General features: G+C 36.4%; 14 protein-coding genes. 2 read left to right on the plus strand and 12 right to left on the minus strand.

The window, feature by feature from the left end; translation table 11 throughout:
* The 11 genes from BRLA_RS19990 to BRLA_RS20030 form a co-directional block, all read right to left on the minus strand.
* Positions 1 to 2,748: a type I restriction-modification system subunit M gene (locus tag BRLA_RS19990; protein WP_003334584.1), complete on the minus strand. Its 2,748-nt coding sequence runs from the start codon at positions 2,746 to 2,748 to the stop codon at positions 1 to 3.
* Between the two features lie 257 nt (positions 2,749 to 3,005).
* On the minus strand, positions 3,006 to 3,344 hold the full coding sequence (locus BRLA_RS19995) for a YolD-like family protein (RefSeq protein WP_003334583.1): 339 nt from the start codon (positions 3,342 to 3,344) through the stop codon (positions 3,006 to 3,008).
* 205 nt (positions 3,345 to 3,549) lie between these two features.
* Entirely contained in the window at positions 3,550 to 4,293 is a 744-nt protein-coding gene (locus BRLA_RS20000) for a hypothetical protein (RefSeq protein ID WP_003334582.1), read from the minus strand.
* A gap of 204 nt (positions 4,294 to 4,497) precedes the next feature.
* Positions 4,498 to 4,773, minus strand: coding sequence for a DNA N-6-adenine-methyltransferase (locus tag BRLA_RS20005; protein WP_272898002.1), 276 nt, complete (start codon positions 4,771 to 4,773; stop codon positions 4,498 to 4,500).
* A gap of 172 nt (positions 4,774 to 4,945) precedes the next feature.
* Complete coding sequence (locus BRLA_RS25070) at positions 4,946 to 5,071, minus strand: hypothetical protein (protein WP_003334580.1); 126 nt, start codon at positions 5,069 to 5,071, stop codon at positions 4,946 to 4,948.
* 13 nt (positions 5,072 to 5,084) lie between these two features.
* Positions 5,085 to 5,435, minus strand: coding sequence for a P27 family phage terminase small subunit (locus tag BRLA_RS20010; protein ID WP_003334579.1), 351 nt, complete (start codon positions 5,433 to 5,435; stop codon positions 5,085 to 5,087).
* 116 nt (positions 5,436 to 5,551) lie between these two features.
* On the minus strand, positions 5,552 to 6,160 hold the full coding sequence (locus BRLA_RS20015) for a hypothetical protein (RefSeq protein WP_041752409.1): 609 nt from the start codon (positions 6,158 to 6,160) through the stop codon (positions 5,552 to 5,554).
* A 100-nt stretch (positions 6,161 to 6,260) separates the two neighbouring features.
* Complete coding sequence (locus BRLA_RS20020) at positions 6,261 to 6,458, minus strand: hypothetical protein (protein WP_003334577.1); 198 nt, start codon at positions 6,456 to 6,458, stop codon at positions 6,261 to 6,263.
* A 539-nt stretch (positions 6,459 to 6,997) separates the two neighbouring features.
* A complete protein-coding gene (locus tag BRLA_RS25075; protein ID WP_003334576.1) occupies positions 6,998 to 7,129 on the minus strand; it encodes a hypothetical protein in 132 nt (43 codons plus the stop codon).
* A 123-nt stretch (positions 7,130 to 7,252) separates the two neighbouring features.
* Complete coding sequence (locus tag BRLA_RS22890; RefSeq protein WP_003334575.1) at positions 7,253 to 9,700, minus strand: DUF927 domain-containing protein; 2,448 nt, start codon at positions 9,698 to 9,700, stop codon at positions 7,253 to 7,255.
* Between the two features lie 30 nt (positions 9,701 to 9,730).
* The gene (locus BRLA_RS20030; protein ID WP_003334573.1) at positions 9,731 to 10,021 is read right to left on the minus strand and encodes a helix-turn-helix domain-containing protein; all 291 of its coding nucleotides are present in this window, start codon (positions 10,019 to 10,021) and stop codon (positions 9,731 to 9,733) included.
* Between the two features lie 168 nt (positions 10,022 to 10,189).
* Between BRLA_RS20030 and BRLA_RS22895 the strand changes: the two genes are divergently transcribed.
* Positions 10,190 to 10,603: a helix-turn-helix domain-containing protein gene (locus BRLA_RS22895; RefSeq protein ID WP_051876129.1), complete on the plus strand. Its 414-nt coding sequence runs from the start codon at positions 10,190 to 10,192 to the stop codon at positions 10,601 to 10,603.
* A 17-nt stretch (positions 10,604 to 10,620) separates the two neighbouring features.
* Positions 10,621 to 11,808 carry a tyrosine-type recombinase/integrase gene (locus BRLA_RS20040; protein WP_003334571.1) on the plus strand — a complete coding sequence of 396 codons (1,188 nt, stop codon included), beginning with the start codon at positions 10,621 to 10,623 and terminating at the stop codon, positions 11,806 to 11,808.
* 82 nt (positions 11,809 to 11,890) lie between these two features.
* On the opposite strand, the gene sufB is transcribed toward BRLA_RS20040, so the two are convergent.
* Positions 11,891 to 13,288 (minus strand): Fe-S cluster assembly protein SufB, encoded by a 1,398-nt coding sequence (gene sufB / locus BRLA_RS20045; protein ID WP_003334570.1) that lies wholly within the window; start codon positions 13,286 to 13,288, stop codon positions 11,891 to 11,893.
* Between the last annotated feature and the right edge of the window lie 31 nt (positions 13,289 to 13,319).

A 13,319-nucleotide genomic window follows, 5' to 3' on the forward strand; every position in this document is an offset into this window, starting at 1 on the left:
TCATTTACCCTTTAACAGCGCCTGGAACTCGCTGAGACCTTTCATATCATGCTCGTTACCAACGAGTTCATCAATGAGCGCCGAGAGAATAGACTCCGATTCCTTTATCTCCGATTCGACCGCAGAGTAGGTGACAGCGTATTTTTCAGAAAGGGTTTTGATTTTGTCTACTAGAACTTGAATTACTGCTTTGGGAAGCTGCTTAATACTCTCCGTAAGCGGGAAAATCCATTTTTGCTCAAGTAGTTCAAGCGCCTGTTCGTCAGAAAGCGATTCGATGGTTTCCTTAGTTTTCATATGCAATGCAGCGACATCTGCTTTTACCTGTGCTTTTACTTCCTTTTCCTCGGCCATCAGCTTGCTTACTTTTACAATTTTTGCTTCAAAAGAATCTTCTGGGAATTCAAAGGCGGATTGAAGCTCTGCTAAATAGGAATTTACTGCTTTTTTACTATATGTACCATCCTTGTTTGCGTCCATATTGGACCATACTATATCGTCATGTGCACTGATATAAGCAAGTTTTTCGGCTTTCTTAGAAAGTGCAGCATAAGCGTTCAGTGCCTTAATTTCCTGGGTGTCCACATCAGCATAGATCTCTTTGAGTTTTTCACCGACTGCTTTTGCGACAAACGCATCGCTAGAATCGTTTGTCAAGCTTGAATCCTTTTCTTCTTCGGAAAGAGAGTCAAGTAATTCATCATATTCAGAGGAGATTTCAGCAAGGCGGCCCTCTTTTTGCTTAAGTGCTTCATATTCATCCAAAAGAAGCGTACGCTGCACAAGTTCAAACGGAATAATATGACCGATCCAACCATCTTGTACCTCTTCCTCTTTGCCGTCCTTCTTCTTGATTACCATGTTGGGATCAACTTTTTTAACAGCGTTGAAACCTTCTGTTTGAATTATTTCTAAGTCAACAGATGTTTTTGCCCACTCATCATCAAGCAATTGATATGCTTCATATCTGTTAATAAGCGGAATGGAAGCAAGGCGGGCAAAAATGTCAGCACTCAAAACGACCTCTTCTTTTGAAATATTGAGGGTTGCCATATTCGTTATCAGCTCGCTTTTCAAGAAACTATCAAAGTCTCCGAAAGCTCTCATGAAATTAGAAATAAAAGCTTTTACGGCGGGATGCTCATCGACAGTCTGTTCAATATTGCTGACTGCCAACTCAGCATATGGACCCACGCCTTTTGTAAAAAGTGCCTCTTTTAATTCTGGAAAAGCACTCCAGTACTCACTAAGTTCAGCAATTTCACTCATGGGAATGCCACCGAACATAGAAGCATACAGGTCCCATTTTTCTGCGCCTTCAGAGGAATCAACATATCTCGGAATATTCAAGTTGTATTCATTTCGGCGAATTTCTTCTCGACACACTTTCCTTGAGAATTTGTCAATATTAGCTCTGGCAGTTACGGCATCAACTATCTTTTTAATATCAGATGCTCTGAGCTTATTGTTCTTGCCAACTTTAATAAAACCCTTGGATGCATCAACAATCAAAACATCGGTATTCTCACGCTTTTGCTTCAAAACCATAATTATTGTTTGAATACCGGTTCCAAAAAAAATATTAGCAGGAAGTCCGATGATTGCATCAATGTTATTGCCCTCAATCAGATTTTTCCGAATTTCACCCTCTTCACCGCCACGGAATAAAACCCCATGCGGGAGAACTATCGTCATGATGCCATCCGGCTTAATATGGAACAAGTCGTGAAGCAGGAAAGCATAATCGGCTTTTGATTTCGGAGCGAGCCCAAAACGTGCGTAGCGAGGGTCTGTTTCTTTATTACCCGGCTCCCAATGCTGTGAGTAGGGAGGATTGGAAACAACTGCATCCACATAAAGCGGATTGTATGTTTCAACAGGGTTAGTTTCATCAAAGTACGGCCAATCATCTTCCAAAGTGTCACCGTTGCGGGTTATGATATTAGCCGGAATGATGCCACGCATAACTAAATTCATACGAGTAAGGTTGTATGTATTCTGCTTCAGCTCCTGCGCATAGTATTTAATGTTGTTTTCATTATCAATATGCTTTGCAACTGATCGACCGATGTTTATCAAAAGGGAGCCTGAACCGCTCGTCGGGTCATAAATTTCGATTTCCGTTCTGTCCTTCAAATGGTCTGCAACAATTTCGGACATAAGAAGAGATACTTCATGTGGCGTGTAAAACTCTCCTGCCTTTTTTCCAGCATTAGCAGCGAACATGCTAATCAGATATTCATATATGAAGCCAATAACATCGTAGTCCTGCCTGCCATCCATAGGAATATCTTTAATCAGATGGATCAGATCGCTGATAGCTTTTGTTCTGGATGCGGAACTATCACCAAGTTTACTTAAACCGGTCTGCAGGGTATTAAATATACCCTCATATACCTTCTTATCAGGTGGGTTAATCAAACGGTCGAACGCTGACAAGGCATCCGTAACATTAGACACATCAAAATCTTTGCCCATTTTGAGCCAAGTCGAGAATAAGTCCTTGTAGGCAATAAAGTACCCGACCTTTTCACGAACATACTCTACGGTTTCTGTATCGTCTTCAACAAGAGCCTCAATGTCTTCCTGGGTAGAGCCCTCTTCTTTTAGTTTCTTTACCTCATAGTCCGAAAGGTACTTGTAAAAAATGAAGCCTAAAATGTAATCTTTATATTCGTTGGCCTCGATCTTTGAACGCATTTTATTAGCGGATTCCCATATTTTCGTGGCGAGCTGTTGCTTATTCATAAATTCTATGTATCCTCTCTGCTTATTTCTAATTTTAAAACCAAAATGTTGTTTTCTGCCATTCCTCAAACTATTGCATTTTGTTTTCGTTGCACATTTTATAAAAGAGAAACTGTTTTTATAAAGGAGGCATGGATTTATACCGTCAACGACAATACCAGTCCATTTTTACTATATCAAAAAAGTCAAATTATAACTATGAAGATGTCCATGTTTATTTCAAATTAAAAAAAAGCAACTACTTTTTCCATAGTTGCTTAATTCAAAACCTTCACTCCGACTACACTATCGAATGCCACTCGTTCAAATTCACCAGGCTTCACCTCAATCCGCAACTCATGCGTTATCGGATCGACGTAATGAACACGCCCAGTCATTTCATGAGTAAATCCATTATTCCATATCGTCAGCTTTACTGCATGGCTGTATTCCATTGCGTAAGCTATACGTAGGTCAAACTCTTCCGTCTGGTGTTCGTCTAATATTGGTTTTGCAGTCCGAGCTTGATCCTTGAACATTTCGCTGGTCATTTCGAATGCTAGCGGTATAAAAGAAGCCGCCTGCCATTTCATTTTACCACGGTCACGTATTGTCATTATGAACCATCCCCTTTGATACCATTATATACGAACTAACGTTCTATATGTATTTAAATTAAAAAGACCAACTTTTCAGCGGTCTTTGGTTTTCATATTCAACTAACGCTACCCGTTAGTATCGGTATGTGTACAAATTTAATGCAGCGATAAAAATTGACAAAAAAAAAGCAACCCGAGGGCTACTTTAATATATTTTAGTTTATTATGGATAAATTGTTACCCAGAGTGTGTGATATTCATACCCTTCTTTTATATCTTGTGGATCTGATACTGTTGTAGTAGATGCTATTACTTTACTAATAGTATGTCCTTCATACTCATTGCCATTATTAAATTCAGCCAATACAATGTTATAAAATTCATCAGAAAAACCTTTTTGGATGATACAATTATTTTTATCAAATAAAACTTCGATTCGAGGCATTCCTTGCCATCGAAGCATTGAAACTTTTTCCACTCTTTCACATCTGTTTTCTGCTATCAATTGATTATTTAATTTAGCGATTCCCATTTCAACATGAATACTGTTCTCAATCGCTGTTAGGCGATTTTCTATTGAAACATTTGCTTGTTTCAGCGTAGCATTTTCTTGCTTTAATGTATCTACCTCTGTCTTGTTATCAGCAATGTTAGCTGTGTTCTGAGCGATCACCTTAGCGTTGTTGTCCACCTTTACCGACAAATCCGCCAAAGACTTTTCAAGCGTAGCAATGCTGTTATTTAAAATTTCGAATGGGTTGGAATTGTTATTCTGCTGATTATTATTACTGTCTTCTGCCAATGTGTTAAGAGAATTATTTGTAGAACCTGGCTTCGATTTGGATTCTTGTATTTTATTATCACTGACTTTTGGATTATCTTGAACCTGTCCACATGCACCAAGTAAAGTAATTATTAATAATCCACAAATTAATTTGGTAAATATCTTATTGAGGATGTTTTTCATTAGGAGCACTCCTTTCCGCTATGAAGTAAATTCATTTTTTCCTTAGATTATATTTTTTTCTCATTATGAATTATCATCCACGGTATTGGTTGCAAAACCATCCAATTTAGACCAGGTTTTTTGATAACCTACGGTATTAGTTAAAGGGTATGCCAAAGGAACGACAATTGTCGTCTTTTATTTTGGTTAAAAATCAACTCTATTCTACATTGCTTTTAGTGTATTAATTTGGGCTTGTTCTCCGAATATAATAACCGCACTTGGAAAAGGTGCTGAATTGTTGCTATCTCCAAATTTTAAACGCCCTTTTACAAGCCTAATTTCGCCCTTCATACAATATTCATGCCACCATTTAGTATCCGTCCTAGCTGGTAGCAAACAAACGACTGTAGCCCCTTTTGACGCTTCTTCAAAGGCTTTTTTAACCCATTTCCCTATCTCTTTTCCATATGGTGGATTCATCCAGCAAACCTTTGCTATCTCATGTTTGCCCCTCTCTTGGCTACGTCACCTTTTGGCCCAAATATGACGATAATCAATAAGTCCTTTTTCAATAAAAAGAGCAGCTAACAATTATAGTAGCTGCTTAAAAGATTGGAGGATTTATTAGCAATTAAAAATCAAAAAGCACTTGAAAATAAAACGCCAGCTTTTAAGTCTGGGCTTTTAATCTTTGCAGCCGCTTTTGCAGGATACCTTTCTTTTTTTCAAAGACCTTTAACCGTGATTCCCGAAAGTCCTGATATTCGGCTGAACGATGAACTTGATAAGACACCATTTCTACACCTCCTTCAATTAAGATTAATTAGTGCCTCTTCCAATTTGCTTAATTTTTTTTGTTCATTTTTCATATCGTCATTAATTTTTCTTAGTCCCATAGGAGTTAACCCCAAGCAATTTGAATAAGTCAAAATATCTTTACGCAGGGTTTCTAGGACACCTATAAGAGGACTTTTTTTCATGCTGTCATTGTTCCGTGTTGTTGGTTCAACCACTTTAAATTGGGACTTTTTAAGTTCACTTAAGAGGCTATTATATTGCTCGATTAAGCCTGAATAAATTTGAATGGTCTGGTCAAATTCAGGTCTGTAGATTCCCAGTCGCTGCATATTTGCTTTGGTCTGGTTTTCAATCTTGCACATAATGTCACCTCCAACTTTATTTGAATAATGCTACGTATTTAGAAAAGCCTCCCTTGGCGCCGGTCTTCCCATAAGGCAAGATCATATTAAAAATAGGGGGGGATATCTTTAACAAATCATTTGTTCAAGTACTTCAGCAAATGATTGTTCAGTACTTCTTGCAGCATTCTATCTTCCACCGTAGTCCCGTTCATACGTGCAGGTCTTCTCTTCACCTTTTCTCGCAGCTCTTCGTTCATCAGCTCTTTATCAAAACGCTTTAATAACTTCTCACGTAATTCCTTATCCAGTATTAGTTTCACTGGTATCTTCCTGTTATCATGCATGAGTTGATTTACGCGTTCACGTTCTTCCATCTCTTCATGTAATAACTTTTGGTTAAGACTATAAATGATTCCACGAATATAATCAGCTGGATCGATTCCCTCTTTAATGGCTTCTTTTATCAAAGCTTTCCGTACACTCTTTTCAAGCCAGACCGTGCCTTGATTACTATGCCGTCCTGTCTTTGACAGTGTCACTTCTTTTAGGCTATGCCTTTCATCGATTGCCTTCCGTATGGTTTCAGCATAAGGATCTGCTTTCCCGTACAAGTTCCAACGACTGACTAAGCCATTTAACGCTTGGACATCTTGATTACTTAGATAAAATCCGATTAGGTTCTCTTCTGGAGGTCTCACAATCCCTTGAACTCTTTCTATCACATTTAAATTATTTATTTTCACGGTTTCCACCTAGCCCTTTTCATTTCTTTAAAATTATATTTTGTTCTCAATGCTGTGATTTTCTTAGATGGAGCGCCAACAATCTTGTAAACATGTTCGCTCATGGATTTGCTTTATCTCCTTTGATATTCAATTGTTCCAAACCCACTTTAAGAAAAAAGTTATCCTGGTATTTCTGAGCTTTTGCCTTGTTTTCAGGTTTCTGCCGATATTGGCGATAATATGCTTTCCGTCCTTTATCAATCAGCGCTTGAATCTCTGCATCTTTTTTCAATGTTTTCACCGCATTTCTTTTCATTTTTATTTATCTTATTTTGCATATTTTTTGTCATTATTATGCAAAATATAAAATTTGGTATGCAATAAAAAAGACCCCTAACAAAGATTTAGAGGTTCGAAAGGCATTCAATTGTTTATTACTCTTTTTCATGCATTGCTTATTATAAAAAAAGGTACAATGGGTACCAAAAAGGTACTAAGATTTCTTTCTAGGTACAATGCCGAAACCTACATATATCAAGTCTTTTTCCTGTTGAGTACGAAAGTACCAAAAGTACCACTTTTTTACGAATACATAATACAAATTTTTATAAAGGATAAAAATTGCCTATTCGTTATATATTATTTTTCATAGTACTTTTAGTACTTTTAGTACTTTGTTTATAAGAACCTTTATATATCAATATTTTGTCAGGTACCAAAATTTTATTTTTATAATTAATGTTTTGGTACCTTTAGTACTTTCTATTACCTTTAAGCGACGTCGCAATCAACCAATACATCATTACCCTTGCTACCGCTTGATATAATGTTGTAATTTATGCTGCAAACCACCATTTAATCAAAATAAAAGTCGTACCCATTTGCATCAAGCCAATTTAAAATTTCGTCTGCATTGAGCCTTTCTTTTCCATATGCTTTGTACATTTCATCAATAATTCTTTGTGTTTCTGCATCTAGCATTTCCATTTTCTCACCCCCTTTCAAGCTTGTACCCTTGAATTATGCAAGGCTACTGATCCGAATCTTCTTCTTGATCGTAATCTACTTCAAAATCAAGTCCTGTTTTTTCATAAAACTCTTTGTTAACAATCACAGCATTGTATTTGCATGCCTATGCTTAACTTGTTTATAATCAATTTCCTTCCCATCTTTATTGAGATGAGTTTGAGTATATCCACGTTTTTGCCATGCCTTCCGCATCATCCATTCTTCTGTTCCAAGTTCTTCTTTTAAGAAATCAGGTGTAAGACACACTGTACCATTTTTGTAAACAGCCCAAACTGTATCAGGTGTGCTTTGATTTGCTATATATTTACGATTTGAATCGAGTTTAAATAAAATTTCTTCAAGCAATTGCTTTGGCTTATCAATGGCTCGATTATCTTCTGCCATTTCATCAAACAGCCGATTCAACAAAGTTAAATCCATTTCTACATTTAAAAGTTTAGTTAAAACGACACCTGCAAAATTAACAGCTGCAAAATACATACTTAACCTTGTTAAGACTTCATCGCCATTCGCCTTTTGAATATAATGGTTTTTTAGAGTTGTAAATTCCGACAGTAAATCTTTTTTTGCTTCCTGCCATCTCTTCAAAAATTCCAACCCCACTGCCCCGTAATTATCTTCTAGCGCTTGATATAATTCAGAAAAAAAATTGTCTTTTACCTTACCAAATGGTTCATCAACTAAAGAAATAACCCTTGCCGCCGCTCCTCCGGCTTTCCTTGCATATTCCGTTAATGGCACTTCTCCTGTACTAATCAGAATGTTATTCCAAGTCAATTCTTTTTGAGAACCACTTACACTTCCTCGACCTTTTGAACGACCGCCAGAAAATTGATAAACCACATTTGGTAAAATCCGTTCATCGGCTTTTCTGGTATCATCCATGTAAAGTGGGAAGCTGTTCAAAAAGCCTGCTTTGCGCTCTATAGCCACCTTTGTGGCGTTCCACTCATTTATTAAGCCCTCATTGCCCCAAACACTTCTAGATACCTGTATAGACGTGCTTTTGCCTTGCGAAGTACTTCCTGATAGGTCTACAATAAAGGGTGGTACATTCAAGTCACGCAGTATGACAGAAGCGAATGAAGCTAAAACTAGGAATAATACTTTTGGATAGGTCTTAATTCGATTAAACACATGATTTTTCCATGTTTCCACGGTTCCTTTAACTTGAAATGCTTCAAGTAATTGTTTCTCGCCTAAATCATTTGGAACGATTACCACACCCTGTGACTGCAAAGGATGGATAAAAGCATCTTTGATATGCCCTAACCGATCTGCCATATAAGCCTGATTTACATGGTTTAAAGCCAAATAGTCATGAAAATAATCAATTAAATCTTTGCAATTTCCATCATTACAAGAGAATCCATGAGCTGCTAATGTAAGCAGCTCTTTTTTTGTTGAAATCACTCCTGCCGGGACCACTTCTGTTTTTTTCTGTCCATTATCGCTCCAAGCGATTTCATAATAAACTTCGTTTCTTTCAACATTGCTCAGCTTTCTTACAATATGAGGAGCCATACGAGAAACCATTTTTAATTCTTTTTGATTTCCCTTTTTATTCAAAATCGTTTTATATAAGACATCATCTTTTATGGCAAAAGGTAAAGGAATAAAGTCTGCTTTTTGCACATAATAAATTTCATGAATCCCTGCGTTTTTGCAGTAATAAATGATGGTTCCAAGTGACCAATTGTTCATTTTGCTTTTTTCTCTTTCAAATTTCCTAAATGTTTCACCTTTACCATCATCTATAATCGAACAGATTTCCAACGCCTGTTCCTCGGTAATCATTCCTTCTTGAAACAAATCACATAAAGCAAGAATGAATCTTATCCAATGCTGATAAGTAAGCAAAATTCCTGTTTCAGTTAATTTGACAATACATACTTTAAACCGTTGAAAATCAAAATCCTGATTATTACCGCTGCCTTGAAGAAAAGTATGCTTAAATTCTTTTGTTTTTTTCTCTGGTACTTCTAAAAACGGCAAATCATTTTGAATAATATGGTCGCTCAAACCTGCATAACATAGCTTTGTTGGATGAATGGAACCATCTAATTTTAGGCCAAATTCCTCTTCATACATTTCAAATAAAGATTCATAAACTTGCCACCAGTGATCCAAATCATAAATAAACTCATTCAAAATATTGTAACAATGGTATTTCGGGTGTTGTTCTGACCAGGAAGATGACCTTTGGATAATATGGAAATGCTCTTTTGCTTTTCTTTCAAATTCTTCATAATCCGTAATGCCTTTATCAAAATCAAAATACATAAGATTACAACTAAAATTCTTAATATCATCCTGAACGATGGATGAGCCAAACCAACTGGCACAAACATGGGGCTTTCTTTCTTTCAATATTGCAAGAAATCTTATTATCGATTCATTTCGTTGCTCGGAAAAATATATATTCACTTTTTTCATATATGACATTATTTTTTCCGTGTCTTTTTTTGTGGCTTTATGATTAAAACCGTCTTTATATGCAGTAACAGTTAAGGAAATACCTGTTTCCATGTTGAAGTGCTCCTTTTCTTTCTTCTAAATTTAATCGCACTCAACAACACCACCTTTCCTTCTAACATCAATTGACCAACGTTTGATATATTCCTCTACCTCTTTACGAGGAAATAACCACTTCTTACCCACTCTCAAGGAAGGAAAATTCGGATTGTATATAAATAATTTTTCTACAGTTGGTCTGCTTAACGAAAGCATATTACAAAGTTCATTGACATCTATTAACAACTTCTGTTCCTCAATTTCATCCACACGTTTACGGACTTCCTCTAAATATAATTTCTTTAATTCATTTTCGTCTAAAGAAATGTTAAGCATTTGCTTATTCCTCCTTGGTGTATTTTTTAAAACATTTTACTTTTTTTCATTATAAACTATAGTTTATAAAAAACATTATATCACTATAAACAATAATTTATACAAACTATTGTTTACGATACATAAATTATTGTTTATAATTGTAATTAAAAGGGAGAGTGATTAATAATGAAAAACTTTGCAGATTATCTCAAAAAGAAAAGAGAAGAAAAAAACCTTTCAATGAATAAACTTGGGGAATTATCAGGTGTTTCTGCTATGTATATTTCACATCTTGAAAGCGGCAAACGAGATAGACCTTCTCCAGAAATTATAGAAAGATTGGCAAAAGGTTTAGATGAACCATATGAAAATTTAATGGCAGCAGCAGGATATATTGATGCTTCTGATTTTATTAAAATAAAAAACGAAAAAAACAGTCAGGAAGATATAGAATGGTCACTAGCAGAGCAAGAACAGGACCCGTTCCACCTTGATTTTTTATTAGATTCCAATCATCCAATATTTTTTCAAAACAGGCTTTTGACCAGAGAAGAAAAGGCAAAAATAAAAAGCCTTATCGAAATCATTTTAAAAGGTTAAAAAGGGGAAAAGACAGCATGGCAAACATAAGAAAATTACCAAGCGGAAATTATCAGGTGCAAATTTATATAGATGGAAAATTAAAAGGTATCGGAAGTTTCAAAACAAAAAAAGAAGCTGAAATTGCTGCCGCAAAAACTGAGGAAAGAAAATACTATAGCCAAACTATAGCGGATAGAAACATGCCTTTTGAATATGTTGTGGAACAATGGCTGAAATGGAAAAAGCAATCAACAAAGCCTTCAACATTCAGACAGCTTGAAGTAATTATAAGAAATCATGTGATGTCTGCATTTGGTCATAAAAAAATTGCAAAAATCACAAGGATAGAAGTGAAAGATTGGCTTGCAGCCTTTGGGGAATTTGATAAGAATGGAAAGCCTAAATATTCAATAGGATCAAGGCGAAAATATCTTTCGGTGATAAAAAGTATTTTGTTTTATGCCGTTCAAGAACTTCAGGTGCTTGAAAAGAATCCAGCAGATAGATTGAAGATAGAAGTTCAAGACAATGTTGCTGTGAAAAAAGAAGATGAAAAAGTGAAATATTTCAGCCTTAATGAAATGAATCAACTATTGGATTATTTAAGAACATACAAGCATCAAAGGTTCCCTGAATACCGTTTGTATTACATGTTGATTTTGTTCCTATACAAAACGGGTTTAAGGATATCAGAAGCCCTTGCATTAAGATGGGAAGATGTTCAAGGAAATACGATTGATATCAACAAGCAAACAAGCCGTGATGATAATAACAAAGTGCAGCTTACAACTTTGAAAAATGATTCATCTTATCGTGTAATCAGCATCGATGAAGAAGTTATTCGTGAACTGAAAAAATTCAAGGCAAAACAAAATGAACTGATTCTTGGAAATCCAAGATTCAAGAAAAATAATGATGGAATCATCTTTCAAAATTATAATGGGCATTATCTCACACCTTCAATCATTCGTGAAACGATTCAGAACTATCATAAGGCTTCAGGGGTTGAATATAGGGGCTTACATGCTTTCAGGCACACTCATGCAACTTTACTCCTTGAATCAGGTGTAAGTGAAATTTATATAGCAAAAAGATTAGGTCATAAAGACACAAAAGAATTAAGCAGAACATATGGGCATATTACAGGAAAAATTCAAACAGATGAACTTGCAAAATTCACTGCCTACGTCACAAATAATCATGTTAAAAATAACTTCAATTAGCGTTAAAATAATTTCAACTTTGCACGAACTTTGCACATGCAAACATAAGAAAAACCCTTGATATACAAGGGTTAATCGTTTGTTATCCAATAGAACCTTCCATTTCGAACTTAATCAGACGGTTCATTTCAACAGCATATTCCATTGGCAATTCTTTTGTGAATGGCTCAATAAAGCCCATTACGATCATTTCTGTAGCTTCCGCTTCACTTAAACCGCGGCTCATCAAATAGAACAATTGATCTTCAGATACTTTAGATACAGTCGCTTCATGCTCAAGCGTTACGTAGTCATTCATGATCTCATTGTATGGAATCGTATCAGAAGTGGACAATTTATCCAAAATCAATGTATCACACTTGATGTTAGATTTAGCACCCTCTGCTTTACGACCAAATTGAGCTAGACCACGATATGTTACTTTACCACCATCGCGAGAAATAGACTTAGATACGATCGTGGAAGTACAATCAGGCGCTAGATGGATCATCTTCGCACCAGCATCCTGATGCTGACCTTTACCCGCTACTGCGATAGAAAGAACTGTACCTTTAGCACGCGGTCCTTTCATGATAACGGCAGGATATTTCATCGTTAGCTTGGAACCGATGTTTCCATCAATCCATTCCATGTTTGCATCAGCATACGCTACAGCACGTTTGGTTACTAGGTTATATACGTTATTAGACCAGTTCTGGATCGTTGTATAACGGCAACGAGCGCGTTCTTTAATAATGATTTCAACTACAGCAGAATGCAAGGAATCTGTGCTGTAGATTGGCGCCGTACAGCCTTCTACGTAATGAACAAAGCTATCCTCGTCCGCAATGATTAGTGTACGCTCGAATTGACCCATGTTCTCTGAGTTAATGCGGAAGTATGCTTGAAGTGGAGTTTCTACTTTTACACCTTTTGGCACGTAAATGAAGGAACCACCAGACCATACAGCAGAGTTAAGCGCCGCGAATTTATTATCTGCTGGCGGAATAACTGTCGCAAAATACTCCTTCACGATATCAGGGTATAAACGTACAGCAGAGTCCATGTCCGTAAATAAAACACCTAGAGACTCTAAATCTTCTTGCATGTTATGGTAAACAACCTCAGACTCATATTGTGCAGATACACCAGCTAAGAACTTTTGCTCAGCTTCTGGGATACCTAGCTTGTCAAAGGTAGCCTTGATTTCTTCTGGTACCTCATCCCAGCTACGACCAGCTTTTTCAGATGGTTTTACATAGTAAGTGATGTTGTCGAAATCCAATTCATCAAGGTCGCCGCCCCACTTAGGCATTGGCATTTTATAGAAAATGTCTAGCGCTTTTAAACGGAATTCTAACATCCATTCTGGTTCTTCTTTGATTTTCGAAATCTCTTCTACGATTTCACGAGTTAAACCTTTTTTCGTACGGAAAATCGAAACGTCTTTATCGTGGAATCCATATTGATACTCTTGGATTTCAGGGGCTTTCTTCGCCATATCGTTCACTCCTTTTGCCTCACAATTCAAT

Origin of the sequence: Brevibacillus laterosporus LMG 15441 (genome assembly GCF_000219535.2) — a bacterium.
GTDB classification, from domain to species: Bacteria; Bacillota; Bacilli; order Brevibacillales; family Brevibacillaceae; genus Brevibacillus_B; species Brevibacillus_B halotolerans.